A 25,736-nucleotide genomic window follows, 5' to 3' on the forward strand; every position below is an offset into this window, starting at 1 on the left:
CGCTGCGACCGGCGACAGCCGTCCGCAACGGGGGCTCAGGTGTACCGATGGCGCTCGGAGCAACTCAGCCGCGCCGCCAAGATCCAGTACGGCACGCCGGAGAGCGCTATCGTTTGGGAGCCCGCACGTGAGCCGGGCCTGAGTAGACGATGTCCCCCGGAGAAGCACTGGTCATGGCCGCACAGCTGCCGTACCTGGTCGGCCACACCGAGATCGCCGGCCTGTTTGGCATCGAGCGCCAGACATCTCAAAAGTGGCGGACCGACGGCATCCTCGGCGAGCCCGACCTCATCGCGTCCGGGAACCCCTACTGGCTACTCGCCACGGTCCTTCAGCTCGATGGTCACAGTGGGCGGGAGATCACCGAAGAGCGGCTGGCGCAGTACAAGGCGACGATCCCAGGTGGATACAGTCTCTTGGACCCGGAGGGCCTCCCGGTGATCGTAGGGATCAAGGAGGCGGCTCTCGTACTGGGGGCCGACGAGCGAGCCATCGCTCGATGGCGGAATCGGCGGACGATTGCGGACGAGGATCTCAAGCTGTCGGGTTCACCGCTCTGGCGTCTCGACACGCTCATCGCTGACGCCCAGGCCCGCGGCCGAGCAGTTGATCCAGAAGCACATGCAAGGCTGCTCGCCGGTGATCGGCTGAGTCAGAAGCCGCGAGGCCGAAAGGCAGCCTCGGAAAAGTAGTCAGGGAGGAGGCCGCACGCCGCGAACCCCGATGACGCTACGTCATACACCAGCCGGAGTCGCACAACCCTTCGTCGTCAACGACAACGAGAGGCTCCACCGCTATCGCCTCGGCCAGCGGACGGCCGTAGCGGGTCAGATACACCGGATCCCGACCGAGAGCCTTGCGTCGGCGATTGACCAGTTCCTCGATGTACACCGACTGGGCGAAGAGCTCGGGCTCCAGCGACCGCTGACGGTGCCAATCCCCAACGGTGCGAAAGGGGCAGAAGAAGCACGAACTTTTCGGAGGGACGGGAAGCCCCGCTTCCTCAATGACGCGCACACAGTCCGTCCTCCGAAGCCCGAGCTCCAGAAGCGGGTACTCGATCAGCTCATACGGTTCGCTACGCCTGCGGTTCGCACGATGGATCTCGTCGACGGAAATTCCGATGCCCACGTGAGCCGGTGCGGCGGTCGTGGCTCCGTGTTCGCGAAGCCATCGTCCGATCACCTTGATCTTGAAATCAGCTGTGCAGGACCTTCTTCCTGGCGCCCCGTTCGCCATGCGAACTGGGATCGGGATGGAGCGAGTGTCAGGTCTGCTGAGCCGTTGTACCAGCGTTTCGGACTCGCCATCGCGCCGCAGCCGCCGGAGCTGCCTGAGATCGATCCCAGCGCTGGCAGCGAACGGAACTGCGACATCGCGTACGTACGTGAGTGTGGCCGGGTGCTCGCTATCGTCACCGACGTTCGCGAACAAGAACGTCGGGTAGTCGATTTCTCGGCGAGCTGCGAGGACGAGTAGCGCGGTGGACTGAACGCCGCCCCCGTACGACACCGCCCTCAACGGACCGGCCGTCCAGTCCGTACGCCCGGACATTGCATCTACTGACGGTTGACCCATGGAGACTCCCAGGTTGATCACTCGAACCTGAGATACTCTATGGATGATGATCGAACAGATCAAGTGTTTATCTCGCGCGGCTCGATGTCCCGTATCGCCGACCCCTTGGGTGGCGAAGCGGGACATCGAGTGGACCTGCGAGTGCAGCAAGGTGCCCGGCTTGCGGCTGCCGGCGGACTGCCTCAATGTGCCAGCTCAGCGTCGGGGCCAGTCGCCAACCGGCGAGCGCCAGTGCTCGGGACCGTCATGACCAGACCGGGCCTGCGGGTCTGTCGGGGAGCCACAGTCGGGCGGGACGTGTCTGTGGCGACCGCAGGTCATGTCCTGCGAATCCGCCTGACCGGTCGACAGTCGACCACCCTTGATCGAGTGGCGCGCCCACTTAATCGGACAATTTTCCGAAGGGTGTCAGTATTTGTGGCGATTATTCAGTCTTGCCCGTATTTGAAACTGTGGGTGAGGGTGACTCATGTTTATGACCGGAAATGCGCGACTTGCCCAGTTCGATGTCTCGGCGGCGAGTCTCTTCCAAGTGTCGAATGAGGATTTCCTCCATGAGATCGAGATGAAGGCCATCCTTTCGATATTTCTCTAGGAGGCGTTGCGCATCATATCGAAATGACCGGGCGGTGTTGCCCTCTGTAAACGTCAGTGGCTTATCTGCCATGGTCTGCAAGGACCGTCTCCGCTCCGTACGGTCCCAACCGGCGAGCCACACGCCAGCTGCGCTCTCATGGATCCCGCACGCCCTCACGAAGGATCCTACGAATCGCCTGGTCGGCACGCGGCGACCCTTCAGGACGCCGTGGATCGTGCCGCGAGAGAGATTATCGCCCGAGCTTCGAGCGCGGCGCTCCAGTTCTCGCAGCGATAGTTCTCCCGTCGCCTGATGAAGTTCGATCAAGGCGAGGCGAAGCGTGGCGTGATCTCTGATGTACTCGGGCCGCATTGGCTGAGGCGAATTGACCCCCCGCCCAGCCGCCCGTGCCCTCTCATGCCGTGCACGCTTCCACAATTCACGGCCAGGTGTGGGGTCCACTCTGCATACTGTCGCGAATGCTTCCACGATCTCCAATGTGGGCACAATCTGCCCCGAGGCTGCGCGAGAGAAAACTGTTGCAGAAAACGGGGCCTGCTGGGCCATCTCGCGGTATGTCAGTCCGGACCGTTGCTTATGTTCGCGGAGCCAGAGTGCCAACTGGGCCCTGTGGTGCCATGCACCTCTGTCGAGCTTTCTCTGAGGCCGGCCCATGTTGGCCGCCTCAGCGACGGCGACCAGGGACCAGGGTCGCCATCTCCCTGGCCGCTGGCATTGCAATGGCGACCGCACCGGCCAGCAGCTCAAGGATGTTGGTGGTTGGGGTGCTGGCGAGAGCCAGAACCGCGGCGAGGAGCACGATCACAAGCACGATGACGACTGGAGCCGGCGGGAGCATCTTTCGGTTGCGCCAACGGGGCGTCCCGGTGGAGCACCGGAGCCCGGTCAGGTTCTGGCGGTTGCTCTTCATTATTTCCTCCCTGGCGGCGAGGCGGGCTGGCGTGGTCGACGGATGTCGACGTGTTGGTCCGTCAGGCCGCTTGTGTGTTCCCGATCCTGCTGTCGGGGAGGCCGCTTCAGCAATGATGATCATGGTCCGAGTGCCGCGTTGATGTGTGCGCGTCCCAAAAGGGGGTCAGCGCCCAGGTTTTTTTGAAGCGTGATCGAAAAGGGGGGCGCTGACACATCTGCCCAGGTCGGCAGATTTGATCTTGCTGAGCCGGTCGGAGTTGATGCACATCTGTCCGCAGCATCGGGTAAGGCCCTCCCTGAGACAGGGGGCCGGGCGTCGGTACGGTCCGCAGACGCAGTCGCGTTCAGCAGGTCGGGCCGACCGGTTCGCCGGCCGACGCCAGGTGAGAGACCTCGGATTGCGCTCGAACGGAGAACGAGAGCCTTACGCAGTGCAGTGGGCGGTGGCCGGACGGCCAACCCTGTGCTGCGTCTCGGTCTGGTCGAGGGTGCTGCCGTGTACGGCGCCCGTCCTCCTGGGGGCCGGCGTTGGCCGAGGCAGCTGGCGCGCGGCCCGGCGTCAACGGAGGTGACCCCACAGTGGGCATCCGCACGGTCAAGCGCAGTGGCCAGGGCGACGACGGTGTTGTTGGCGGAGTCCTTGAGGAGGCGGCCGTAGAGGTCGACGGTGATGGCAAAGTTGGAGTGGCGCAGGGTCTTGGAGACGACGGCCAGGGGAATTCCGGTGGCGATCATGCTGCTGGCGGCGGTGTGGCCGAAGATCGTGCAGGCCGATCCGGCGGAGGCCGAGCTCGGCAGTGCGCTTCCGGGCCAGCTCGATGGCTTGGCTGGTGCTCGACAACGAGTGTGGGGGTACGCCGCCCCACAGCCCCGAGCCGCACTGCGCGCCGTCGGACTTGACCGCCTCGTCACCTTCGAGACCGACGAGCCACCCCTTCGGGCCCGCTGCTACTACTCCAATCTGCGGTGGGAACGCACACTCGACGATCGCCGACGGGCGGATGTAGCAGAGCTGAACCGAGGAGCGTTCGGCAGCTGAAACCGCCGGGAGGCCAAGCGCGGCGAACTAGCAGCCGCCAACTACGCATCCTGGCCCTGGCATGTCCGGCGACAGAGTCTGACCCCCTTCGCCCGGAGCCGGTCGTGGCGGACGCCGTCGATCCTGCAAAGCATTCCGGCCGCGCTCGGCGGACCGGACGGACCGTGTCACCGGGCGTGCGGCAGTGCGATGCGGCCGTGAGCTCCATCGCAGTTGTGGGTAGCTCGGTCTACTGTGGCTTGGAGGTGGCATCGGAGGTGCGCAGCTGTGGCGAGCTTGAGGGACGCTGACCGCCGGTTGCTGTGGGGTCGATCTGGCAACGAGTGCGCGTTCCGGGACTGCGGAGCCGCACTGATCGAGGCTGTCGATGGCAAGACGGACGCAAAGGGGCATCCCATCGCCGTGGCGGTTGGGGAGGAAGCCCACATCGTCGCCGTGAAGGACGATGGGCCTCGCGGCGATCCGAGCATGCCTCTGTCGGAGCGCAACTCCTACCACAACATGATCTTGCTCTGCCCGGCGCACCACACCATCGTCGACCGGGACAACGGGCGCCACTTCACCGTGCAGGAACTGCACGACATGAAGGACGCTCACGAGGAACTCGTGAGCCAGCGGATGTCGGCTGTCCAGCGGTCCCGACGGCAGCGCGAGGAAGGACTCGCGGAGATGGCCGTCCTGTCCCGCGCACGGCTGATCGCCCGATGGGCCGCGGCCGGCCTGAATGACGACCTGAGCAGCGCACTCGCTGACGACCCTTCGGTTGGTCGGGAGCGAGATGCACTCCGGGACCTGCCGCAGCAAGGTGTCGTGGTCCTGGAAGGCGACTACGGATCCGGGAAGTCAGTGACGGTCGAGAGGCTGCATCAGACCGACATCGAGGGGGCGACCGAGGACCGCGACGCTCCACTTCCTCTGTACCTCTCGGCCCGCGACGTTACCGGACCGCTGCAGGCTGCGGTTGCGCGAATGGTTGAAGCTCTGGGCGATCCAAGCCGCAACGGTGTCCGGCTCATCCTGGACGGGCTGGATGAGGCCGGAGCGAGCCGCGCGGCAGACCTGCTGACCGAAGCGAGAGTGATCGCGAAATCGTGGCCCCACACCCGGATTCTGGCAACGGCACGACCTGGCCTGGACCTCCTGACGGAAGAACGCATCACCCATCCGGTGATGAGCTACGACGAGGCCATCACATTGGCGCGACGGGTCGGCGGACCCGGTGCCGCCCTCTACTCCGAGTCCGAGGCCGTCAGCGAAGCGCTACTCCTGCCGCTTTTCGTGATCATCGCAAGTTTGGACCGCATCGAGGGCCGGGCGGCTCCGCGATCCCGGGTGGACTTCCTGGACGACCTCGTGGCCCGGGCTTTGCGCCGGCCTGGAGCAGACCATGATCCGGCGCAGTCCGCACTGGAGCGCCTGGCTGTCCTCACCATTGAGGCGGGGGGACCGATCCCGGCTGGCGAGATCGAAAGCGAGTCGGAGGTACGGGTCCTGGTCGCGTCCCGTCTCGTCAGCCGGCGCGGGCGTACCATCGCCTTCAGCCTTCCCGTGCTCGAGCAATACTTCGGCGGGAAGGCAGTGCTGGCCAAGGGCTTTCCAGTCGGGGCACTGGACAGTCCGGCGGCGCTGGACCGCTGGCGCTACCCGCTAGCGCTCGCCGTGGCCGGTGCCGGATGGGAGCGCTCTGCTGCTCTCCTGGAACCGATCGTGGCTCGCCATCCGGGCGTCGTCGCCTGGATCGTCCGGGAAGCGGTGCCGGAGGCAGGCGGTGGGCTTTCCTCCCCTCCTCCCGCTGTCGAATGCGCTCGACGGATTCATCGCGCTCTGACTGCATGGCTCCCCTCACTCACCCCGGCGGCGGGCCTTCTTCGGCTCGGCAGCCCAGGGGGCTCGTCACTCACCGTCGGTGTCCTCGCCAGTGACACGGGACTTCTCACCGTGGCCCGTAGCGCGACCGAGGCGGGAGCTGAGACGGTGGTTCGGCTGCCAGCAGGCCTCGACTGGGATGAACTGAAGGCATTTCGAGGACCGGAGGGCTCGACCAAGAACGGATGGCCTGCAGCTGACTACCCGGCCTGGCCGTGGCGGTGGACGCTGGACTGGATTGCCTCGCAGTTGGAGCCGCTGCTTCGGCGACGGAGGCTCAGTGACGGACTGGCCGGCCCGGCGGCCCTCGAACGTCGGTGGGAACTGTGCCGTGCACTTGTCGGCGACCGAGGCCTACTGGTCCCGCCGATCGAGGCCGAGGCAGTCGTCCGGGCCGCGCGTCGACACACCGACGAGCCGAATCTGAGACGGGTCACCTTCGCTTCCGGACGACCCGTGACGGCCAGCGCGGAGGACCTGCGAAATCTGGTGGATGGCCTCGAGGCCGGCCGTGATGTCGAGCCGGATGGCAAGATCCTCTGCCCCTACCCGGGCCCCGATCGTTCGGACGGTGGCCGATGGGTCATGGACCTTTTCAGCGATGACGCTCTGACACAGCTCGTGACGCACGTCCACGCAAATGCCCTGGCCATCTACAGAGAGATGTGCGAGGCATGGTTTCCCCGCCTGATCCCTACGCTGGGGCTGGCGTGCATTCTGCCCGTCCGCATCACGGGCTACGTCACCCGCACCGGTGGCGGCGGCACGACCGGCTTCGCCGAACACGGATACTCGTTCCGCATGGTCCCGCTGCCGGTGGAGGAGAGCGATCAGGTGGAGTTCCGGTACCTGGCACACGGACGGGAGGAGGTCGACGAGGCCGAATATCTCGCCCGTCGCGAAGAGAAGCGGCGGGTCATCCGCTTGATTCACCCGGACTCTGAGCCCTGGGCCCGCCCGAGAGTCGGCGAGGCCGCTCTATCCGCCCCAGATGAGACACCGGCAACCGACCTTGCATACTCGTGGCTCTGGGAAGACCTCCGCACATTGGGCCTTGTAGCAGGCTTCCCGCCACGGTCCGGCTGGTGAACCCGCCCCGTCGACGGGTTCTTCGCTGCCCGTCTTCCGGGGCGAGGTCGACGCAGTACGTCCACGACCCGTGACCCGCCTCCTCCAGCAATCGCACGCACCACGGACCCAGCTGCTTGCGGTGCTCGTCCGTACACCCGCACCGCCGGTAGACCCGACCCCGCCGCACACGCTGTCCCATGAGCTTCCCCTTCGCCCGATCGGGCGATCTTGGGACCAAGAGTCGATGCTCGGTCGGGCGTGGCGGCAGAGTGTGAGGGGCGGTGCGCGAGGCACGTCAGAACCAGACGGCGACGACACGCTCAAGACGACACACCGCCCGGAAGATCACTGCCCGCAACCGATGGGTAAGCGACCATGATCGGCCCGCAGGAGCTGGCCCTGCGGGCCGGCTGACGGCATCGACACAGGGGCAATCGGGCCGGAACGACGCCGCTTGCTGAAGGGCCGACAGGTCTCGATCACGGGCCGTAGCTGTCGCGGGGCGGTCGGCCTGGGGACCACTTTGGGACCACACCTGATGAGCGCCTATGGACGCCTGGGGGTCAAGGGGTCGCAGGTTCAAATCCTGTCGTCCCGACTGTGAAGTCGGTTGTGAGAGCTGGTACTTGGGAAACCGAGTGCCCGCTCTTCTTGTTGTGGCGTCAGCTGGTGGTCGCACGGTGGTCGCCGGGCCACATCGGCCAGGGTGCGGTCGGTTCGTCTGTGCGGGGCTGCTGGTGTGCGGGCAGTTGCCGGTGGGGGCGCGGGTTCTGGTGCCAGGGGCGCCGGGCGCGGCAGACGGTGCGGCCGAGTGCGGCGCGGTCGGCGTTGTCGAGGATCCAGCCGACGGCGTCGACGGCCGCGCGGGCGGCGAGGAACGTCAGGTCGGTGTAGATGTTCGCGCTGGTGGACAGGGTGCGGTGACGCAGGGTCTTGGAGATGACGGGCAGGGGGACGCCGGCGGCGGTGGCGAAGCTGGCGGTGAGGTGGCGCAGGTCGTGCAGCGCGATGCGGGGGACGCCTGCTCTGTCGCAGAGCAGGTGGAAGCGGTCGAGGACGTTCTTGGGGTGCAGGGGGCGGCCGTGGCGGTGGAAGACGTAGCCGGCGGCGGGGGTGGTTTCGCCGAAGGTCCGTGGAGCGGCCCGGTCTTCGAGGGTGTCGACGACGCGGTCGGACAGGGCGACCCATGCCTTGCTGGACCTGGTCTTGGGGGCGGTGAGCAGGAGCCGGTTGTTGTCGACGACGGAGAGGGTGGCGCGGACGAAGAAGACGCGTTCGGTCAGGTGGACGTCGTCCCAGCGGAGGGCGAGGGCTTCGCCCTTGCGGATGCCGGTGCCGATCATGAGTTCGGCGAGGTCGGCGTAGAGGGGGTCGGTGACGTGGGTGAAGCGCAGGAAGCGGGCGGTCTGCTCCTCGGTCCACAGGCGTCTGGGGGCTGAGGCCGGGCGGGGGAGCAGTGGGGGTTTGGCGGGGTTGCGGGCGAGGCGGCCGTCGTGGACGGCGGTGGACAGGGCACTGGATAGCGCAGCGAGGATCCGGTGGACGGTGACCCTGCCGCGGCCTCGGCGCAGTTGGGTGGTGACGAACGCCTGCAGGTGCTGGCGGGTGAGGTCGATCAGGGGGACGGTGCCGAGGGCGGGGATGAGGTCCTGTTCGGTGTAGGCGCGGTAGCGGGCCATGGTGGTGGGCTTGAGGCGCAGCTCCGTCTCGCTCAGCCAGTCCCTCAGGTAGTCGGCGGTGCGCTGCCTGGGGTCGGTGATGACGCACAGGGCCAGGCCCTCGTTGAAGCGCCGCAGTGCGGTGCGGGCGTCGATCTCGTCGGGGAAGCCGGCGCGGCGAACGGTATGTCGGTGGCCGTCGACGGGCGGGGTGTCGACGGCGAAGACCCAGGTGCCGTGGCGGGGGTCGGCGGCGAGGCGGGGGCAGGCGGTGCCGAGCTGGTGGCGGTGGTCGTCGCGGCAGCCGCAGCGCCGGTAGACGCGCCCTCGGTCGAACGTGCGGGTGGGTGAGCAGCGCATGATGATCGCCTCGAAGGGTCGAGCGCGCGGGTCTCTCCCTTCCAGTGTGCGCCCGCAGGGGCGACCACCGTGCGACCACCCGGCCACGAAAACACTGATTGACCTGCGGCTCTCCCTTGACCAGCGGCCAAGGGAGAACCGGTCGGCCGCCGGGCTGCGCCGAGTGCGCTGCCGCTCGGGGCTCGGTCAGACGAGGCGGTCTCGGTTCGCGGCTGCGGTGTCGCGGACGAGTTGGGCGAAGCGGTCGCGGCTGCGCCGCTGGTGTTCCTCGGCCTGTTCGTCGGTCCAGTCCTGGGCGTCGCCGAGGTCTTCGTCCGTGTCGAGGTCGTCGTACTCGGTGTGGAGGAGCCAGCAGCCGTGGATGCCGGTGAGGAGGTCTTCGAGGAGGTCGCGGGCCGGGCGCCGGGGGTCGAGGGGGGTGAGGCGCAGGCCGGTGTCCTCCGGGTCGGCCTCCTCGTCGTCGGTGTACTCGGTGAGGGCGTCCTCGAGGTTCTCGAGCTGTTCGCGCAGGCCGGCGGGGTCGGGGAGGAGACCGTCGGCGACGTGCATGGCGTGGCGTACGAGGCCGGTGACGACGTCGTACGGGGTGGCACCGTCCTCGATGAGGCCGAGGACGAGGGTGGGGGTCTCGTGGGGGAGTGCCTCGATGTTGTCGGCTTCCAGGACCACCTGGGCGGGGTTGCCTCCGGAGGCTTCGGCGGTGACCTCGGCCGCGGCGGCGAGCCAGTGGGCCGCGGCGACGGCGGCCGCGGTCGGGTCGACGGTGGAGAAGAGCTCGGCGGTGCCGAACGGGTTCTGTTCCAGCAGTCGGTCGGCGGCGGCGACCTGGACGGGGGAGGCGTCCTCGCGGCTCAGCAGGACGGCCTGCCGCGCGCGGCCGCCGAGGTCGCCGAGTTCGGAACTCTCCACAGCGGCGAGTTCGGTGGCGGCCTCGGCGAGAACGGCCTTCGTGAGGTCGGGGTTGTCGAGGTGGTGGAGGGCCCGGCCGACGCGGTTCGCGGATTCGATCAGGGGCTGTAGGAGACGACCATCGAGCCGCCACTGGGGAGGTTCGGCTTGGCGATGGCGTCGAGGGCCTCGCCGAAGTGACCGCGCTCCCGCTTGCGGCGCCAGGCCTCGCTGTTGGGCTCCTGGGAGCCGGCGGCGCTCGCGGGGTGGGTGTAGGTGCGCCAGGCGGCGTCGGAAAGGTGGCTGAGCGCGCGGGCCAAGCCCAGGAGAACGGAAGTCCCGGCCTCGGCGGGGAGGGTGGCGACTCGGGTGGCGAGGTCTCCCTCGCCCGTTCCCCAGGCGGCGATCAGCTCACTCCGGTCGGGGTCGATGCTGTAGCGGGTCACGAATCCGTACCTCCAGAACTGCCGCAGTGCACTGTCGCAAATGCCGAGCCTCATTCTGACCGACCGACGGGAAGTGGATGCACAGGTGCAGGCCGCTATGCCGGGGTGCGAAGTCGGTTGCGGTGAAGTGGAGTTCGGGATCTGCATGGGCCGCGCTGGAGGGTCACGATGAATCCGCTGGGCGGCGACCGTCCCAGCCCCATGGTCAGTGGAGGAACTGGGCCAGGGTACCGGCGAGGGCGCTCGCAAGGGTGAGGACAGTGGCGAAGGCTACGGCGCCGCGTGTCAGCGCTGCAGGAAAGGTCGCTCCGTCCAGGCGCGCGAGCAGGCCGGCGGCTGCGGCCACCAGAAGTGCGAACACGGCCACGAGAGCGGTGGCGAGCAGAACAACGGCAGTACGGTCCACGATGCTGTCCTTCGAACGGTTCGGCTGTCGGTCCGGCCCAAAATGGCGCAAACGGCGTCCGTCCGGGTCCGCCCTGGACGATGATGAACGCCGTCGGACACCGACGGACCGGAGATCGGAGCGCGCATGAACGGGCCGCAGGGCCAAGGCGACCGGGAGCAGTCACTCCTACTCCTGCGCTCGGTCCTGTCCGACCGTCTGGCCTCCGCCCGCATGAGCAGGACCCTCCTCGCAGCCAGAGCCGGACTGGGCCGCACCACCGTCCACGAAGCACTGCGTGCCGACGGGAACGTGCCGTCCGCGGAAACCGTCGCCGCCCTGGCGACCGCACTCGGCCTGCCCGAGACGCAGCGCCGGGAACTGCTGGAGCTCCGCCGGACAGCAGCAGATCTCGGGACCGTCCCGGAAACGGCCCCGGGCAGGCCGATCCGTACCTGGGACCCGCACGTCCTGGAGGTCCACCCCGCCGGCACCGCCGACGGCTCACCGCAGACCCAACCCGGCTACGTGCGCCGCGCCCACGACGAGGTCCTGGCCAACGCGGTGCACGCAGCGCAGAACGGTCACAGCCGGATGCTGGTGCTGGTCGGATCGTCCTCGACGGGCAAGACACGGGCCTGCTGGGAAGCCGTGCAACCACTCTCGGACAGCGGATGGCGACTGTGGCACCCGGTCGATCCCACACGCTCCGAGGCCGCGATCACGGGCATCGGGCGCGTCGGCCCACGCACCGTGCTCTGGCTCAACGAGGCCCAGCACTACCTCGGCAACCCGAAGACAGGCGAACATATCGCCGCCGCCCTCCACACCCTCCTGAACAACCCCGACCGCGCACCCGTCCTCGTTCTGGGCACCCTGTGGCCGGAGTACGCCGACCGCTACGCGACCCTGCCGGAGCCCCACGGCACCGACCCGCACAGCCGCGTCCGCGAACTCCTCGCCTACCGCACGCTCACCGTCCCCGACACCTTCCCCCGTACGGCGCTGGCCGCGGCTGAAGCTCTCGCCGGAGCCGGGGACGAACTCCTCGCCGCCGCCCTCACCCGTGCCGCCGCACACGGACGCCTCGCCCAGGAACTCGCCGGCGCCCCCGAACTGCTGCGCCGCTTCGAACACGGAGCCCCCCGGACCCGCGCGCTTCTGAAAGCCGCTATGGATGCCCGCCGACTCGGCGTAGGCCTTCACCAGCCGCAGGACTTCCTCGTCACCGCCGCCACCGGCTACCTCGACGACCACGAATGGGAGGAACTCCCCACCGACTGGGGCGAGGCCGCCCTCGCAGACACCACCCGACGCGTCCACGGAAAACTCGCGCCGCTGCGCCGCATCGACCCGCGGCGCGCACACCGTCCCCTCGGCCGGCCGGTGCCCGGCACGCAGGCCGGGCTGCCGGAGGAGGCGGGAGCCACCTCTTCCTCTTCCTTTCGCCTCGCCGACTACCTCGATCAGCACGGCCGCGCCATTCGCTGGAGACTCTGCCCACCCGCTTCCTTCTGGTGGGCCGCCTACGCCCACCTCGACAGCCCCGACGACCTCGACCGCCTCGCCGAGGCAGCCCAGGACAGATACCGCATGGAATGGGCGTCCATGCTCAGGGACCGGGCCGCGCACCTCCGCGCGGGCGAAGCGCCCACCGGAGCGGCACAGGACAAGGAGCAGGGCGGCGCCCCCAGGCGGCCGGACGGATCGCAACCGACGACACCGACGCGGTTCTCAGGCCCGCGTTGGCGCGTCTGCGGGCCCAGACCGAAAGCTGGAAAGGCGCCGAGATCCTCTACCGGCAGGCCGCCGACGCCGGATACACCGCTTCCCGGACCGAACTAGCACGGCTGAGGGAACAACACGGTGACCTGCAGGGCGCCGAAGCACTCGTTCAGCGCGCCGCTGTCGCCGCGCACGGCACTGTCGTGGCCGAGCTCACCCGACTGGGTGAGCAAGGCGGCGACACGAAGGGTACGGACGCCCTCTACCGGCAGGTCGCCGAGGCAGGCTACGCCGCCGCCCTGACCGAACTGGCACGGGCGAGCGGACAGGAGCCCGACCCAGCAGGCGTATTCGCACGACCGGCCGTCGATGCCGGCTACCACGCCGCATTGACCGAGGTGGGACGGATCAGGGAACTGCACGGGGACACGAACGGCGCGCGAGGCCTCTACCGGGAGGTCGCCGCCACCGGCGACGCCGCGGCCCTGTCCGAACTCGCCCGCCTGGACGAAGACACCGGACCGCAGGAAGCCGTGGCATTGCCCCGCCAGTTGGTGGTAGCAGAGTCCATGCTGCCGCATCCGCCGAGCTGAGTCGGATCCGTCAGGGTTCAGCCCCCTGGTTGCTGGAACGGGCCATCGCCCGTTGTTTCGTAGGACATCGCCTGGCTCTACCTATGTGAACGGGTTCTGGTCCAACTTCCGGGATCCGTTGCTGATTGAGGGGGCCACGCCGACCAGGAGCAGGTTGTGGGCAGAAGCTGGGTGCGACGGATGTGTGCTGGACGACGGCCGAAGTGCTCGTCGACCGCACGGCAAAAACCGTCCCGGGAGTGGTCCGGTTCCTTCGCGGCACGGTCGTTCCGTGACTCGACTTCACAGCAGTTCGGCCACGTTGGTGGTGCGTACCGACTTTTCCGGCCCCGCTTCGTGGGAGCGTCTACGCAAGGTCCTGGCCACCCCGAACGAGGACGGGTTCCTTTCCGACATCGAGCTCGTGGACGATCCCTGCTTCGCGGCTGAGACCTGTGCCGAGGCGAGGAAGCTACTGCCGGGCGACTACCGGCACCCGCTACTCGTCCTGGTGGACACGGTGGCGCTTGGCTCGCTCACCGGTCGCAGCGCCGCCGGACCGGAGTCAGTGCCAGGTCCGATGCGTACGGGTGGCGAGTGACGCATGACGGGCCGGGACGGGTGAGGGTACGCCCGCGAGGCATTGCAGAACCGGGGCGGTCGTGGGGGCGAACTCACGGCTGGGCGCGTGACGCAACCGAACTGGCAAGGCCTTCAAACTCTTTCCTGAAAGTGCCGTCCTGGTCAGCCTCCCGTGGATGGATGTCAGTAGGTGTCGTGCGAGGAAGAAAGACAAGGAGCTCTTCGCGAGCCGGGTCTCCCACCCTGAAAGCCGCTGCCACCTGATTCGTCGCCCCGGGCCTGATCGCGGGGGCCGTATCAACAGGGCCAGGCGGGCGTTGGCTTCGCCGCGCTCCACCGCAGGACCCTGACAGAACTTCTCGAACATGGCTTCCACCTCTTCCGGGGCGGGGCGGCGGCGATCCGTGTGATCGCGCACAGGACTTCGTCGAACGCGCCACAGGTTCTCCTGGGGCTCGGTCTGTCGCTGGCTCCTTCCGCCGCATGTCCGGTGATCCCGCCCAACGGACTTGCGTCAGGAATCCATGGGTCTGCCCCGAGCCCGCACCCATGGCTGGCCGTCCCACTGTGAAATCCGCTCCTTGTGCTCACAGTTGGCAGGGGCAGGCCCAGCGCGGCGCCCCTGATCGTGGGCCAGATGCGATGGGGGTGGGCCTCCGTACCCGGTCGGCCAGTGAAGTGAGGCGCATGACCCCACGGCCTGCCCACGCCTTCGTGTGGGCAGGCCTCGTAGGGCCGGGCGGCTCCGGACGGGCCGCAGGGTTTCCCAGGGCTCACCAAACTGTCTACACGCCGATCGGAGCCCGTCGCACAGAGACCGAAGCATCGCGGGTACTCGACGGCTGCAGGGAACTACACGAGGACCGGTACTCGCCCTAGGGCGACCGGAAGCTTGCCTCTCGGGTCGGCTCCGTCGATGAGATCGATGCCCAGTGATGTCGGTGAGTGCAGGGTGGTTGCCCGCTGGCGATGGCTCGCGATCAAACCCGCCTTGCGGAGGACCGTGGCATGTTCGGATGCCGATGCCACCGAGATGTGTACGCGCTCGGCGAGGCCACTTGTTGTCATTCCGGGTGTGTCGGCGACGGCCTGAAGAACGGCCGAGCGCGTACGCCCGAGCATCGCAACGAGTGATTCGGACACAGTCCCGCTCACGGAGGCGTCGCAGGAAAGTGGCCCGGCACTGCGGGGCGCGAATGCCACCGGATACGCCAGGATCGGCGTCCCGGACTCGGAAACAAGCCGCGGCAGGGGGCCGGAAAAGAATTGCCCGACCAGGGTCAGGCCTCGGCCGCGCAGATATATGTCGCGATTTACCTCGGATGGTATTTCCATCACCGACGCATTCCAGCGGGTCGCCGGATGAAGACTCGTGATAAGAGCCTCGATTCCCCGGCTGGCCATCAGGCGGCTTCGAATGGTTCTCTCGGTCTCCAACTGTGCTCTGATGGACCGTGCGTACGGCGTAATTGCAAGGGCTTGATACTCCACCAAGGCGCGTCCGATAACCGTCGCCGAAACGGGGCTGCGACCGAGCGGCGGGTTCCGCCCACCAGCCGCCTGGCGGGCGGAAGCGAGCCCCGTCAGTGCATCGGTCAGAGTTTGAAAGACCTCGACCGCAGCTTCGCCGGAATCGAGGATATCTCGAGCAGGAGTCAGGGTTCTCGGAAACCAGTCGGCTTTAGGTATCAGTCCCGAAAGCAATTGTGCGGCATGCGATCTTTGCCGTATGACGTCCTGTCGCCAGTAGGCGAATCTGGGTGAAATGTTGCGGTTCTGTAGCTGTTGAAGGCTCAGTACGATCTCACTCGCCGGCGCGATCCGGGCCGGTGCCAGTACGAGACGGGTCAAATCGACCCCGGTGAAGTGGATGCGTAAGGCCATCGAAGCCCCTCCCCAGGGCTCGTCCAACAGTTGCCATGATTCTGCCGGGTCGGACCCGTCAATTGTCCAGCGGGTTTCGGCTCTGGCCGAAACAACGTGACCTCCGGCGTCGAATGGCTGAACGTAGAGGTGCCTGGCCAGGTCGACGGCGCCCAGCGACCGAATGTGTGGAACTGGACAGAACCGGGCGTATGGAAGGTTTCCGACCAGCTACCCAATAGGTGCATCGTCAGCGAATTTTAATATTCCGCCGACGGGTCGATCGGGACTTCAATGTAGCGACTATCAGTCGGGAGGGTAGACTTGAACGAGGACTCACATCCTGGTGCCAAGGATTTTCAGTCGATCCTGAATGGATTCACTCGATCGGTTCACCAGGATCCAGGGAAGACAGCGGTCCGCTGCGGGGACCGCGCGCTCACGTATGCCGAATTGGACGACGTGTCCGACGGCCTCGCGGCGGGAATCGCTCGGACGGGCTTGGCCGCGTCCGTGGTGGCGGTCATGCTCCCGCGCGGGGTCGATTTCGTCGCCGCGCTGCTCGCGGTGGGAAAGGCCGGCGCGGCTTTCCTGCCGTTGGACCCCTCGCATCCGCGTGACCGCCTGGAGCGCATGCTCGGTCTCGCCGACCTCTGCGTGACTACGGACGCCGGGACCGAGATCGCCGGTGCGGCGGGAGTTCCGACGATCGGGATGGCGTCGGCGGCCGACCCCCAGGTGAGCAAGCCATTGCACCCGGAACAGTCCGCCTACGTGCTGTTCACTTCCGGAACCACCGGCGTGCCGAAGGCCGTACGAATCTCGCACGCGAGCCTGGCCAACCATGCTTCCGCGCTTTCCGCCGCGTTCGGTCTGGTGCCGTCCGACCGCGTTCTGCAGTTCGCGACCTACTCCTTCGATGTTGCCGTCGAAGAGATCTTCAGTACGCTCCGGGCCGGCGCAGAAATCGTGGTGCTCCCGACCGCTGCTCCCTCGATCGAGGAGTTCTCGGCCTTCCTGCTGGAAGAAGCCGTGACGGTCGTGAATATTCCCACCCCCTACTGGGAGCAGTGGGTTCGTGGGCTGGAGTCCGGCGAGTGCCGAATCAGCCCCTCCTTGCGTCTGCTGATCGTGGGCAGCGATATGACGAGGCGGTCCACCCTGGCCGCCTGGCGCCGGCTCAGCTCGATCGATGTCATCAACGCGTACGGTTTGACCGAGAGCACGATCACAGCCACGACCCGGCGCTTTTCCGGGCCCACCGAGGGCATCGGCGAGGACGACCCCGAGGCGCTTCCCATCGGCTCGGCCGTCTCCGGGCTCGAAGCCTGGGTCCTTGACGAGACCGGTGCCGTCGCCGGCCCCGGGGAAACCGGCGAGATCCACATCGGTGGTGCCGGCGTCGCGCAGGGCTACCACGCGGATCCCGTGCTCACCGCGGACCGCTTCGTCCCCGACGCGATTTCGGGTCGGGCGGGCGCGCGTCTCTACCGCACGGGCGACAGAGGGCACGTCGACGCAAAGGGTGACCTGCGCGTCCTCGGCCGCGCGGACGACCTGGTCAAGATCCGGGGCCAGCGTGTCCATCCCCAGGAGGTTGTCCGGCACCTGACGGCCCACCCGCACGTCGCGTCCGCTCATGTGCTGGCCACACCGGGCGACCACCGGTCGCCTCGTCAGCTGGTCGCCTACATCGTTCCCACCGACCCGCACTCGGTTCCCACCGCCGGACTGCTGCGGGCCCACCTGGGCGAGGCACTGCCGGCGGCGCACATCCCCGACCGCTATGTCGTCGTGGACGCGCTCCCGCTGCGCAGCAACGGAAAGATAGATGTCGACGCGCTCCCGCAGCCCCTGCTGTGGGGCCGTTCCGGCGACGTCCCGCTGCGGGCGCCCGCCACTCCCGTCGAGATCCGCCTGGTGGAGATCTGGCGTGAGGTCCTGCGTGTCGACGAACTCGGTGTGGACGACTCGGTGTTCGACCTGGGAGGCCACTCGCTCGCGCTCATGCAGATCGCCAATCAGGTCCGGCGGGCATGGCAGGTCGAGCTGACCGTACAGGACGTCATGAGCGCCCCGACGATCGCCCGGTTGGCGGTCGTGATCGGGAGCCGCGAGCAGGACGGCGCGGGGTTCCCGTCCATCGTGCGTGCCGGAACCGGCGAGGCCGCTCCCCTGACCTCGCAGCAGCAGCAGGTGTGGTTCCTCGACCGGCTCGCACCCGGAAACGTCGCCTACCACGCGCAGACGACCATGCGCGTCGTCGGCACGCTCGACATCGAGGCGCTGCGGCGCGCGATCAAGGTGATCACCGCTCGACAGTCCGTCTTCCGCACCACGTTCCACGAGCGCGACGGAGTCCCGTACCAGCAGGTGCACGACCGGGACGATCACGCTGACGTCGAGGTCATCGACATTTCCGGGCTGCCGGCCGCTGAACGCCGCCCCCGCACCGAGGAGCTCGTCCGCGAGCGCATCACCACCCCGTTCGATCTGGGCAGCCTGCCCCTGGCCCGGTGGTCGGTGGTCCGCCAGGACGAGCAGGAGTACGAGATCGTCTTGGTCGAGCACCACCTCATCCACGACGGCTGGTCGTTCGGGCTGCTCATGAAGGAGCTGAGGGCGGCCTACACGGCCGAAGCCGCAGGGACAGCACTCGGGCTGCCGCCGGTGGAGTTCGACTACGCCGACTACGCGCGCTGGCAGGCCGCGGCTCTGGACTCGCCTGCGATGGAGCGCAGGAGGGACTACTGGTTGCAGCGCCTGGCCGACCGGCCCGCCCCCACCGCGCTGCCCACCAGCCGGCCCCGAAAGGCGCCGCAGAGCTTCCGCGGCGGCATGATGCGCCTGGAGGTGCCGGCCCGCACGGCGTCACTGACGCGTCGCCTCGCCCGTGACACCCGGTCCACGGTGTACTCGGTGATGCTCGCCGCCTTCCAGGCCACGCTCGCGCGTTTCACCGGTGAGAAGGACATCGTCGTCGGCTCCGCCTTCGCGAACCGGCAGATGGCCGAGGTCGAGGACGTCATCGGCATGTTCGTCAACCCGGTCGTGCTACGCACCCCGATCCCTGCGGACTCCGCGTTCCGAACACTGCTCGACGCGACCCGCAAGACGGTGGCCGAAGCGGCGGCACACCAGGAGTTCCCCTTCCTGGAACTGGTCCGCAGTCTCAACCCCGACCGCGATCCCACCGCGAACCCGGGCTTCCAGATCATGTTCAGCGCCAATGACTCCCGGATGCCGGACCTGGAGCTGCCCGGAGCGGCCGCCACCGTCTACGAGCTGGACAACGGCTCGGCAAAGGTGGACCTCAACATCGTGGTCATCCCGCGCGCCGAGGCGGAGCCGGGAGCCGACGGCCGGGTCGACAGCCGCATCGCCATGCTCTGGGCCTACAACTCCGACCTCTTCGACGCTGCCTTCCTCTCCGCCGTGGGGGATTCGTACCTGCGGATGCTGGACGCCGTGGTGGCCGACCCCGACACCGACGTCCTCTCCGTGGACATCCTCGGTCCGACCCGCAGCCGGGACCTGCTCTCGCTCTCGCCGGCCCTTCCCGCCGAGGCCCCGACCGCGTTGGAGTCGTTCGAGGCAGCGCTGGCGGAAGGCCCCGACCGTGCGGCGGTGTGGAGCACCCGCGGCTCGCTCACCTACGCGCAGCTGGCGACCCGGGCCCGGGCGGTGATCCGGGCCCTCGACGGCGCGGCGCCGGTCTCCGAACGGCCGGTGGCCCTGCTGCTCGGCCGCACCACCGACACGGTCGCCGCCATGACGGGGATCCTGCTGTCCGGCCGGGGGTACCTGCCGCTCGACCCCAACCACCCGGCCGAGCGCACCTCGCACATGCTGCGGGACTCGGACGCCGGCGTGGTCCTGGTCGACTCCGCCACCAGGGACGCCGTACCGCCCGGCCCCTGGTCCGTCATCGATGTGTCCGACCTGCGCGACGAGCAGCCGAGCGCGGAGGAGGTGCCGTTCCGGCCCGCCCACCCCGAAGCCACCGCATGGGTCATCTACACCTCCGGCAGCACCGGACAGCCGAAGGGCTGCCGCGCGACGCACCGCAACCTCGCCCGGTTCGTCCAGCTGACCCTGGACGGCGTCGACCGGGACCTCTTCGGATCCTCCCTCGCCGCGACGTCCTTCTCCTTCGACATGTCGGTGAACGAGATCTTCCCGACCCTGTTCACCGGTGGCTCGGTCGTCCTGGTCGACAGCCTCTTCGACCTGCCGAAGCTTCCCGCTGACAGGGTTCCGCGCCAGGTCAACGCCGTACCGAGCCTGATGTCGGAACTCCTGATCGACCACCGGGTGCCGGACGGCGTCCAACTGGTCAACCTCGGGGGCGAGTCGGGCAGCCATGCCCTGGTGGAGCGCCTGCGCGCCGACGGTGTGAAATGGGTCCGCGTCAACTACGGCCCCACCGAGACCACCGTCTACGCCGTGGCGTGCGAGGCGACGCCCGGCAACGAGGCCGGCTGGCCGATCGGGACACCCGGACCCGGCTCCCTCGCCTATGTCCTCGACGACGACCTCCGACCGGTGCCGTACGGCTGCGAGGGCGAGCTCGTCATCGGCGGGCCCGTGGTGACGTCCGGCTACGTGGGCAGGGCCCGCCTCAACGCGGACCGCTTCGTTCCGGACCCGTTCACGGCGGTCACCGGCGACCGGATGTACCGGACGGGCGACCGCGTCCGTTGGCGTGACGGCCGCATCGAGTACCTCGGCCGCCGGGACCACCAGGTCAAGATCCGCGGTCTGCGCATCGAGCTCGGCGAGATCGAGCATGTGCTGCGCGCCCACCCCGGTGTGGCGGCGGCTTTCGTCCAACCGCATCCGCAGGCACCCACCGAGTCCCTGCTCGCCTATGTCCGCCCCGCACCCGGGCACGCCGTCGACGCGGACTCGCTCGCCGCTCACGCCGGGCGCAAGCTGCCGGCGTCCTACCTGCCGTCCGGTTACGTCGTCCTCGACGACATTCCACTGACCACGTCCGGCAAGGTCGACCGGTCACGGCTTCCGGTTCCCGCGCTGTCCGCGGCCCCGGCCGGACGCGGGCCGCGAACGGCCCCGGAGGGATGGACCGAGCTGGAGCGCCGGCTCGCCGCCATCTGGTCGGACGTCCTGCGCCGCGATGCCGTCGACCGGGGGGACAACCTGTTCCTGCTCGGCGGCCACTCGCTGACGATCCTGCGGCTGCAGCACCGGATCCAGGACGAGATCGACATCGAGGTACCGCTGCCGGCCTTCTTCGCCCACCCGACCGTCGCCGACCTCGCAGGCTACCTGACCGAGGAGACCCGATGACCGCCGCCGACCGTCCGAGCGCGGACCGTCCCGGAAGCGGTCCGCGGTCCCCCGCACGCAGGTTGTTGACGGCGGCGCAGCGCGGCCTCTGGGCTGCGGAACAGATGGACCGTTCGGTGAACGACGAGGCCGTCTTCACCGCCAGCGGTGCGGCCGGCTCAGCTGCCTTCCACATCAACGCATCGCTGCGACTGCGTGGACCGCTTGACTCCACAGCTCTGCACACGGCCCTCAACGGCCTCCTGGAGCGGCACCCGATTCTGCGGGCAAGGGTTCTCGACGACGGCGAGCTCCGGCTCGAGGACCGCGGGCCGACGACCCTCGCGCTGCCGCTGATCGACTTCTCGGCCTCGCCCGGTACGGCCGAGCAGGCGGCCCTGGCGCGGGTGAACCAGGAGGTCCGCCGGCCCTTCGTCATCACGCAGGGACCGATGCTCCGCAGCGTCCTGCTCAGGCTGGCGGCCGACGACCACGTGCTGTGCCTCGTCGTGCACCACCTGGTGGCCGACGGCCTTGCCCTGGCAACCGTCTACCGGGACCTCGGCGCGCTCTACCGGCACCACGCCCGGGGCGAGGCAACCGCATTGCCGGAACCGGTCTCGTGGTTCGACCTGGGACAGTCCGCGCCTGCTGGTGCCACGCAGCTGGAGCGGCTCGCGGGACCCCTGCGCGAGGCACCGGTCAGCACCGAGCTGCCCTTCGACCGGGCGTACACCGACCGGCCGAGTACCGCAGGTGCCGCGTTGCAGCTGGCCGTTCCGGACGAGTTGTGGCAGGCGCTGCTATCGGCGTGCGCACGGTTGCGGGTCTCGCCCTACATGATCCTTCTTGCCACGTACGCGGCACTCCTGTCCAGGGTCACCGGCAGCCGCGACCTGGTCATCGGCACCCCGTCCGCCGGGCGGACGACCGCGCGGGAGCGCGATGTCGTCGGGATGTTCGTGACCACGTGGCCGCTGCACGTGCGGATCGACGGTGACCCCCTGGTCTCTGAACTGCTGTCCCAGGTGCGGGACACCGGACTGGGTGCGATGGCCGCGACCGGTCTCTCCTTCGAGGACGTCATCGACCACCTGCGGCTGCCGCGCACCCTCGGCAGTACCCCGCTCGTCCAGGCGGTCTGCAGTTTCGAGCAACTCGACAACGAGCCGCCCGCGTTCGGTGAGCTGACCGCGGAGCGTGTCTCCCTGCCCTGCACAGCGAGCAAGTTCGAGCTGAGTCTCGGCGTCCAGGCGTCCGCTGACGGGGTGCTCACGGACTGGGAGTACCGTACCGACCTCTTCGACGAGGCCACCGTCGTTGCGATGGCCGAGGCGTATCTGGCGGGCCTGCGCGGCGTCGTCGCCGAGCAGGACCGGCGGCTCTCGCAAGTGGAGTTCGCGGCCGCGCCCTCCGTCCTGGAAGGCAGGCGCACGGCGGCCGACGGGCCCGTTCCGGCCGGCACCCCGGTCTCGCAGCGGATCGCCGCGCAGGCGGCCCGCACACCCGACGCCGTCGCGCTGATCTCGGCCGAGCGGACCATGACCTATCGCGAACTCGACCAAGCAGCCCGCGCGATGGCCGCCCGATGGCTGTCCGCCGGGGCGCGGCCGGAGGAGCCCGTCGTCGTGGCGGTCTCGCGCGGTGTGCACTGGGCCGTCGCGGTCCTCGGCGCCTGGTACGCCGGTACCGCGATCGTGCCTGTCGACACCACGCTGCCACGCAGGCGGGTCCGGGCAATGCTCGACCAGCTCGACGTCAGGCGCGGGGTGGCCGACACGCTCGCGGGGGGTGCGGAGCTGACCGAACTGTGGGGGATCGACCTCGCGTGGATCACCGCGGACGGCGCAGCGGACGGGGGAGAGGACGGCCGGGTCACCGACCGTGCGACGGTGCCGGGCTCGCTCGCCTACATCATGTTCACGTCCGGTTCCACGGGGACCCCCAAGCCGGTCGCGGTGGGGCACGACGCGCTCGCGCACCACGCCGGCCTGTTCGCCGCAGGTGTCGACCTGACCGCGTCGGACGTGTCCTTGCAGTTCGCCGCGCTGTCCTTCGACGTCGCGTTCGAAGAGGTGGTTCCGCTGTGGTGCGTCGGCGGCGCTGTCGTGCTCATCGGCAACAACGCCGTCACCCCGGCGGACCTCGAGACCGTGGTGGCCGAGCACGGGGTGACCCTGCTCAACCTGCCGAGCTCGTACTGGGCGGAATGGGTCCGCGATCTGCGTCGCACGCCGCGGCAGCTGCCGGCGTCGCTCCGGACCGTGGTCATCGGCAGCGAGGCCGGCTATCGCGCCGACCTCGACGCCTGGCTGCGACTCACGGGCGTCGAGGTCCTGAACGCCTACGGCCAGACCGAGACGACCATCACGTCGATGACCTGGTCCTCCCGGGCGGTGTCCGGCAAGGACGCGGGTGGCGAGGTGCTGCCCATCGGGGCTCCGATGCTGGACACCCGCCTCTATGTGCTCGACGCCGAGTCCAAGCCGGTCGAGGCGGGCCTCGTGGGCGAGCTGTACCTCGCGGGGCCCAGTGTGTCCCGGGGTTACCACAATCGCCCGCGGGAGACGGCTGACCGTTTCCTGCCCGACCCCTTCTCCCCGGTGCCGGGACAGCGGATGTACCGCACCGGAGACCGCGGCCGCATCGGCCCGGACGGGCAGCTCAGGTTCCTCGGACGGGTCGACGACGTGGTGAAGGTCCGCGGGCAGCGGGTCGGCCTGCGCGAGGTGGAGGCCTTGATCCGCAGCCACCCCGGCGTCGCGGACACGGTGGCCAGGGCCAACAGGACTGCGGGAAGTACCGAGATCGTCGCTTACATCGAGCCTGCGGCCGGCCCGCGGGCCCTCACCTCCGCAGAGGTGCGAGCACACCTGGTGGAGCTGGTGCCGGGCTACATGGTCCCCGCGCACCTCGTGATCGTGCCGAAGCTGCCGCGAACACCGGGTGGCAAGCTGGACCCGTCCGGGCTTCCTCCGCTGACCCGCGCCGCGACGGACCGGGACCGCACCCCGGCGCCGGTCGCCGCCCCCGGGACAGGGGGTGACCTCCAGCAGGTCTGGGCCGAGGTGCTGGGTGTGCCCGATGTCGCTCCCGACGACAACTTCTTCGCCCTCGGCGGCGACTCCATCCTCGCCATTCGGGTGGTGTCGGCGGCCCGGGAGCTCGGACTGGACATCGCGGTGGTCGACCTGTTCCGCCACCAGACCCTCGCGGCCCTGGTCGAGCACACCACGCCGGCCGAGCGGGCCCGGGGCAACAGGGCGACGACCGTGACCCGGTCCAGCCCGGAGATGCTGGTGTCCGCGCTTGACCTCTCGGAGGCCGAGGCGGTCCGGCTGCTGGCCCGGTTCGTCGACGCGGAGGAGGTCCAGCCTGCCGGGCCTCTGCAGGAATGGGGCCTCGATCGTCTGCGAGCGGCACCCCGGCCCGGCTTGTTCCGGGTCCACGAGGCCTTCGACCTGACGGGTACGGACGCGGACGCGGACGCTCTGGTGCTGGCCTGGCAGGCGGTGGCCGAGCACCACCCGGCCCTCCGGACATCCCTGCACCGCGACGGCGACACCGCGTTGCAGGTCGTCCATCGCAACGTGCGGGTTCCGGTCGAACGGCACGACCTGCGGGAACTCGACACCACAGCAGTCCAGGCCCGCCTGGGTGAACTGCTGACCCGGATCAAGCGTGAGCCAGTCGCCCCTGAGGACCCGTGCCAGGTGCGGCTCCACGTCCTCGACCTCGGCCCGGGATCGGCCTGTCTGTTGTGGACCTTCTCATACCTTGTCGTCGACGGATGGTCGTTCCCGCACATCCTCGCAGACCTCTTCACGGTCCACGACGCGATCCGTGAGGGCCGCCCCTGGCAGCTTCCTGCGCGCCCGGCCGCCGGAGCCACCGACAGGGCTTTCCGCACCTCGGAGGCACAGGCCGAGGCGTTCTGGAAGAGCAGGGCCCGCGTCGAGAGCCGGGGCCTGGCGGCGCTGGCCTCGGCGGCGCCCGAACCCGACGGGTACGCGCACCAGCGCGTCTGGCTGGGCCTCGACGAGACCACTGCTCTTGTCGAAGCCGGGCGGCGCGACGGGCTGACCCTGCACACCCTGGTGCTCGGGGCCTACGCGTTGTCGCTGGGCCGGATGCTGGAGAGCGACTGTGTCGTCTTCGGCACCGTCCTCTCCGGACGGTCGGATCCAGCTCTCGACGATGTCGTGGGAAGCCTCGGCAGCAGGCTCCCCGTATGGGCCGACATTCCCGACGACATGTCGTGCCTGGACTGGCTTCGCCAACTGCAGTCCGAGCATGCGGAGGTGTCGGCCCATGGACACGTCTCCCTGATCGACCTGCACCGATGGGTCGGCACCGCGCCGGGATCGCTGTACGACACGGAGGTGATCGTGCAGAACTTCCCGTTCGGAGAGGGGCTTCAGGGCCGGCTCGCGGGATGGAACCCGATGAGCAACGGGTCCCGGGGAGATTCTGCCGTCCGGCTGACCGTGTGGCCCGACCCCTCCATGCTGCTCAAGCTGAGCCATGACACCGCCGCGGTGTCGGACCGCCGTGCGCTCGCGTTGCTGGAGTGCATGCGTACGGTGCTCGAGCGCATGTCTTCCGACCTCACCCTCCCGCTCGGCGACTATTCGACCGGGATTCCCACCATGCCCATGACCAAGGAAGGTTGACCGATATGAGCGCGAACTACACGGTGGTGTACAACACTGAGGAGCAGTACTCCGTTTGGCGCGCCGACACACGGCCGCCCGCCGGATGGTCCACCACGGGGTTCACCGGAACCCGCGAGGAGTGCCTGGACCAGATCGAGGCCGAATGGACCGACATGCGGCCGCGATCGCTGCGCGAACACCTGGCGGCGGCCCAGTAGCAGGTCCGTCGCGACCACCGACCAGGAACGA

The 25,736-nt window shown here is 68.7% G+C and carries 17 protein-coding genes; 9 read left to right on the top strand and 8 right to left on the bottom strand.

The genetic code is table 11. From position 1 onward, the window contains the following. Positions 1-173: 173 nt before the first annotated feature. Positions 174-692 carry a hypothetical protein gene (locus IF01_RS0126925; RefSeq protein WP_051756249.1) on the top strand — a complete coding sequence of 173 codons (519 nt, stop codon included), beginning with the start codon at positions 174-176 and terminating at the stop codon, positions 690-692. Between the two features lie 37 nt (positions 693-729). Here IF01_RS0126925 and IF01_RS0126930 read toward each other — a convergent pair whose 3' ends face one another. The 3 genes from IF01_RS0126930 to IF01_RS0126940 all read right to left on the bottom strand — a co-directional run bounded on the left by IF01_RS0126930 (position 730) and on the right by IF01_RS0126940 (position 3,086). After that, a complete protein-coding gene (locus IF01_RS0126930; protein ID WP_244215641.1) occupies positions 730-1,704 on the bottom strand; it encodes a phosphoadenosine phosphosulfate reductase in 975 nt (324 codons plus the stop codon). 298 nt (positions 1,705-2,002) lie between these two features. Continuing rightward, entirely contained in the window at positions 2,003-2,830 is an 828-nt protein-coding gene (locus tag IF01_RS51590) for a helix-turn-helix domain-containing protein (RefSeq protein ID WP_078880328.1), read from the bottom strand. A 10-nt stretch (positions 2,831-2,840) separates the two neighbouring features. Next, on the bottom strand, positions 2,841-3,086 hold the full coding sequence (locus tag IF01_RS0126940) for a hypothetical protein (protein WP_030396137.1): 246 nt from the start codon (positions 3,084-3,086) through the stop codon (positions 2,841-2,843). A 726-nt stretch (positions 3,087-3,812) separates the two neighbouring features. On the opposite strand from IF01_RS0126940, the gene IF01_RS0126945 reads away from it, so the two are divergent. Continuing rightward, the gene (locus tag IF01_RS0126945; protein WP_157855355.1) at positions 3,813-4,127 is read left to right on the top strand and encodes a hypothetical protein; all 315 of its coding nucleotides are present in this window, start codon (positions 3,813-3,815) and stop codon (positions 4,125-4,127) included. A gap of 267 nt (positions 4,128-4,394) precedes the next feature. Continuing rightward, positions 4,395-7,082, top strand: a complete 2,688-nt coding sequence (locus tag IF01_RS44285; RefSeq protein WP_051756250.1) for an NACHT domain-containing protein — start codon at positions 4,395-4,397, stop codon at positions 7,080-7,082. A 644-nt stretch (positions 7,083-7,726) separates the two neighbouring features. Here the strand turns inward: IF01_RS44285 and IF01_RS44290 are convergent. From IF01_RS44290 to IF01_RS0126965, 4 genes are all read right to left on the bottom strand, one after another. Beyond that, positions 7,727-9,082 carry a tyrosine-type recombinase/integrase gene (locus IF01_RS44290; RefSeq protein WP_051756251.1) on the bottom strand — a complete coding sequence of 452 codons (1,356 nt, stop codon included), beginning with the start codon at positions 9,080-9,082 and terminating at the stop codon, positions 7,727-7,729. 186 nt (positions 9,083-9,268) lie between these two features. Then, on the bottom strand, positions 9,269-9,991 hold the full coding sequence (locus IF01_RS42315) for a hypothetical protein (RefSeq protein ID WP_037781249.1): 723 nt from the start codon (positions 9,989-9,991) through the stop codon (positions 9,269-9,271). A 98-nt stretch (positions 9,992-10,089) separates the two neighbouring features. Beyond that, on the bottom strand, positions 10,090-10,416 hold the full coding sequence (locus IF01_RS42320) for a hypothetical protein (protein WP_037781251.1): 327 nt from the start codon (positions 10,414-10,416) through the stop codon (positions 10,090-10,092). A 205-nt stretch (positions 10,417-10,621) separates the two neighbouring features. Continuing rightward, a complete protein-coding gene (locus IF01_RS0126965; protein ID WP_375341003.1) occupies positions 10,622-10,822 on the bottom strand; it encodes a hypothetical protein in 201 nt (66 codons plus the stop codon). 213 nt (positions 10,823-11,035) lie between these two features. On the opposite strand from IF01_RS0126965, the gene IF01_RS47005 reads away from it, so the two are divergent. The 3 genes from IF01_RS47005 to IF01_RS0126975 all read left to right on the top strand — a co-directional run bounded on the left by IF01_RS47005 (position 11,036) and on the right by IF01_RS0126975 (position 13,699). After that, on the top strand, positions 11,036-12,646 hold the full coding sequence (locus IF01_RS47005) for a helix-turn-helix domain-containing protein (RefSeq protein ID WP_157855356.1): 1,611 nt from the start codon (positions 11,036-11,038) through the stop codon (positions 12,644-12,646). Between the two features lie 83 nt (positions 12,647-12,729). Further along, complete coding sequence (locus IF01_RS48520) at positions 12,730-13,119, top strand: hypothetical protein (protein ID WP_157855357.1); 390 nt, start codon at positions 12,730-12,732, stop codon at positions 13,117-13,119. A gap of 271 nt (positions 13,120-13,390) precedes the next feature. Beyond that, positions 13,391-13,699: a DUF6924 domain-containing protein gene (locus IF01_RS0126975; RefSeq protein ID WP_157855358.1), complete on the top strand. Its 309-nt coding sequence runs from the start codon at positions 13,391-13,393 to the stop codon at positions 13,697-13,699. 833 nt (positions 13,700-14,532) lie between these two features. Here the strand turns inward: IF01_RS0126975 and IF01_RS45940 are convergent. Beyond that, positions 14,533-15,564, bottom strand: coding sequence for a winged helix-turn-helix domain-containing protein (locus IF01_RS45940; RefSeq protein WP_078880331.1), 1,032 nt, complete (start codon positions 15,562-15,564; stop codon positions 14,533-14,535). A 303-nt stretch (positions 15,565-15,867) separates the two neighbouring features. Between IF01_RS45940 and IF01_RS0126980 the strand changes: the two genes are divergently transcribed. The 3 genes from IF01_RS0126980 to IF01_RS0126990 are packed head-to-tail and all read left to right on the top strand — an operon-like array spanning position 15,868 to position 25,705. After that, on the top strand, positions 15,868-20,853 hold the full coding sequence (locus IF01_RS0126980) for a non-ribosomal peptide synthetase (RefSeq protein ID WP_078880332.1): 4,986 nt from the start codon (positions 15,868-15,870) through the stop codon (positions 20,851-20,853). Continuing rightward, positions 20,850-25,505: a non-ribosomal peptide synthetase gene (locus IF01_RS0126985; RefSeq protein ID WP_030396144.1), complete on the top strand. Its 4,656-nt coding sequence runs from the start codon at positions 20,850-20,852 to the stop codon at positions 25,503-25,505. Before IF01_RS0126980 ends, IF01_RS0126985 begins: the two co-directional genes overlap by 4 nt. A gap of 5 nt (positions 25,506-25,510) precedes the next feature. Beyond that, positions 25,511-25,705 (top strand): MbtH family protein, encoded by a 195-nt coding sequence (locus tag IF01_RS0126990; RefSeq protein ID WP_030396145.1) that lies wholly within the window; start codon positions 25,511-25,513, stop codon positions 25,703-25,705. Positions 25,706-25,736: the final 31 nt, after the last annotated feature.

Source organism: Kitasatospora purpeofusca (assembly GCF_000718025.1).
Classification (GTDB): Bacteria; Actinomycetota; Actinomycetes; order Streptomycetales; family Streptomycetaceae; genus Kitasatospora; species Kitasatospora purpeofusca.